This is a genomic window from Paludibacterium sp. (assembly GCF_019232825.1).
Taxonomy (GTDB): domain Bacteria; phylum Pseudomonadota; class Gammaproteobacteria; order Burkholderiales; family Chromobacteriaceae; genus Paludibacterium.
Genome location: NZ_JAFAND010000029.1, coordinates 1 through 2786, shown reverse-complemented (window position 1 = coordinate 2786; position 2786 = coordinate 1). Strand labels below are relative to the sequence as shown.

Here is a 2786-nt window from a genome sequence, read left to right as displayed (position 1 = left end):
AACGCAGTATACCCCGGCGGAGAACGGAAGCAATCCCGATCCCGTCGCGATGCACTGGACGGCGGCGGCTGGCCGGTGTCGCACCCGCCGCCGTGTAGATGATGCCTGTGTTGCCAGGCTCAGCACTGGCCGCGTTGGCGTCTGATCCGGGCCAGCAGGGGCTGCAGCATGCCGAAGGACAGCATCAGCGGAGCGGGGAGTTCCGGGGTCGGCAGAGGAGTAAAGATCGGGCTGTTTTGATCGGAGACACCGTTGCTATTTGTTATATTGTAAGCGGTAACTGATCGACGTTATTGCGCGTTCTGGATTTTGCTCAGGTCTGAGCGTAATGGATTGGCGGCGAAGTGCGTTTTCCACTGACGCGGCGTCAGTTGTGCCACCTCGGCAGCGGGCTGCTGCCCCACGCGCTGCAGCACATCCACCAGGTAGTCGTAGGGGCTGAGTCCATGCAGCCGACAGGTGGCGATCAGGCTTTGCACGATGCCAATCTGCCGGGCGCCCAGCTCGGTCCAGCAGAAGTTCCAGTTGCGACGACCCATGGGAATGACCCGCAGCCCGCGTTCCAGATGATTCGTATCGATGGGGACGTCCGGATCTGCCAGATACACCTCCAACCCGCTGCGTCGCTCGCGCGCGTAGTTCAGTGCCTTGGTCAGGGGATTGCGCGGCAGCAGGCCCTGTCGTTCGAATTGCTCGGCCACCCAGGCAAAGAATCGCTCCACCACCGGTTTGGCGTGATCGAGTCGATACTCTCGTTTTTTCTCGCCCTTGAGTTTCTGCTCGCGGATCGTTTCCTCGACGGCATACAGTGCGCCGATGAATTTCAGCGCGGCGGCTGCGGCCTCTGGTTCGGCTTCCTGCGCTTCGAAGAACCCGCGCCGGCAATGCGTCCAGCACTGGGCATGTGTCACGCCGTTTTGTTTGGCATAGGCGGCGTAGGCCGCGTAGCCATCGGTCAGCAACACCTTGTCGGCGCCGGGCTTCACTCCAAGCACTTCTTGCACGTGCTCGTGGCGGCGGCTCTCGAAATGCGGGAAGCAGATTTCGTCGCCTTCGCCGTACACCGGCCAGAAATAGGTGGCCTTCATCTTGCCGGCGCCGGCCAGACCCGCCTTGATCGGCGTTTCGTCCATCGCGATGACACGACCGGCGCGAATCGACGCCAGTTGCGCTTCGTAGATCGGCTCCAACAGGGCCGCGCCCTGGTTGAACAACTGGGTCAGCCATTGCCGGCTCAGCGTGAAGCCGGCATCGAGCAATTTCTGGTGTTGGCGGTACAACGGCAGATGGTAGGCGCACTTGTCGACCATCAAACCGGCCAGGAAACTGACATCGGCGCGGCTGCCTTCGAGCACGCCAACCGGCGCTGGCGGACAGGACAGCTGCTGCGTGTCGAGGCGCTTGATCAGCGGGCGGCGATACTGCAGCACCACATAACTGCCGGGGCGTTGCGCCAGGCGGTAGCTGTCTTTGAAGCCGATCACTTCGTACTGATCGGACGACAGCCCGGCCATATCGGGATTCGCCACCTCGATCATCTCCACCGGAACCCGCTCGCGGTCGAAGAACGGCAGGCTCTCGCCCTCGTCCTGTTTGCGGCTTGCGGGTTGACGGGTGTGGGCGGCGACGGCTTTGCCGGGCAAAGGTTTCTCCGGCAAGGAGAGAAACAGATCGGACAGGCTCAGTTGCTCGTCGGGTGTCAGCGGACGCTTCTCGCTCTTCTGTCCGAATACATGGCGACGGAACCAGTCGAGTTGCTGCTGCAGCCCATTGAGCCGGTCGCTCAGGTCGACCACCTGCTCGGACAGACCAACGACTTGCTGCGGCGTGAGGGCGGCGGCTTCGTCGTGACTGAGCGGGCGTGGCGTCGGGGTATTTGGCATGCAGCCATTTTACCGCAAACAGCAGTGATTTTGCTGAATTCATAGCGTATTTACGCCCGATAGATGTTCCTGATAGCGCTTTCTGCGACGACCCGGTTCGATGCCTTCCAACAGAAGTTTCAATGCCGTCCAGTCCATTTCGCGCTGACGTACCTTGGACCAATCTGACAGAAAACGGCCAGCCTCCAAACGCTTGCTCCATAGGCAGAATCCTGAGCGATCCCAGTACAGAATTTTTATCTGATCGGCGCGACGATTGATAAACGCGAACATCTGACCGGATTGCGGATCCTGCCCCAGCCCGTTGCGGGTGAGCGCGTACAAGCCCGTGAACGACTTGCGCATGTCGACCGGCGCGCCATAGAGGTGAACGCGGAGATGTCCCTCGGGGAAAAACATCAGCCACGCACCAAGGTGAGCGTGAGGCCAGCACCGAGATCCAGGCGCAGTTCGAAACGGGGCTCCCGCTGCGGTTCGCTCTTCAACGGACCCAGGTCGACAAATGCGGGCGAGGTGGGCTCACCCGCGGGAAGCTCGCGCGCGGCAAGCAAGGCACGCCAACGGTAAAAGACGCTTTCGGTGATGCCATGGCTCCGACAAAACGCAGCGCCAGTCATGCCACTGGATTTGAATTGGGAAAGCAATGATTGCCATTCGTTGATGCTGCGATTGAGGCGGCGTTTCGGTCTTTGTTCCGTAAGCGTCCGGCCGCCCCACATTGAGCGGTCATAAGATAGCTGGGAGCATCGTGTCCACTTAACTTCGTGGTGGACACATGGATACCTTGCACCTTCCCGAAGCGGGGCGTCGTCGCCGTCGCTATTCTGCTGAATTCAAATCCGACATCGTCGCTGCGTGTCTGCAGCCCGGCGTATCAACGACCGCCATCGCGCTGGCGAACAA

The 2786-nt window shown here is 60.8% G+C and carries 4 protein-coding genes; 1 reads left to right on the top strand and 3 read right to left on the bottom strand.

Translation table 11 applies throughout. From position 1 onward, the window contains the following. Nucleotides 1–290 precede the first annotated feature (290 nt). The 3 genes from JOZ06_RS02775 to JOZ06_RS02765 are packed head-to-tail and all read right to left on the bottom strand — an operon-like array spanning nucleotide 291 to nucleotide 2602. The gene (locus tag JOZ06_RS02775; RefSeq protein WP_293228398.1) at nucleotides 291–1883 is read right to left on the bottom strand and encodes an IS66 family transposase; all 1593 of its coding nucleotides are present in this window, start codon (nucleotides 1881–1883) and stop codon (nucleotides 291–293) included. Between the two features lie 39 nt (nucleotides 1884–1922). Further along, complete coding sequence (gene tnpB / locus JOZ06_RS02770; RefSeq protein ID WP_293228396.1) at nucleotides 1923–2282, bottom strand: IS66 family insertion sequence element accessory protein TnpB; 360 nt, start codon at nucleotides 2280–2282, stop codon at nucleotides 1923–1925. Further along, on the bottom strand, nucleotides 2282–2602 hold the full coding sequence (locus JOZ06_RS02765; RefSeq protein WP_293228395.1) for an IS66 family insertion sequence element accessory protein TnpB: 321 nt from the start codon (nucleotides 2600–2602) through the stop codon (nucleotides 2282–2284). Before JOZ06_RS02765 ends, tnpB begins: the two co-directional genes overlap by 1 nt. A 56-nt stretch (nucleotides 2603–2658) precedes the next feature. Between JOZ06_RS02765 and JOZ06_RS20635 the strand changes: the two genes are divergently transcribed. Next, nucleotides 2659–2786 (top strand): transposase (locus tag JOZ06_RS20635; protein WP_366814329.1); only part of this gene is annotated, 128 nt, incomplete at its 3' end.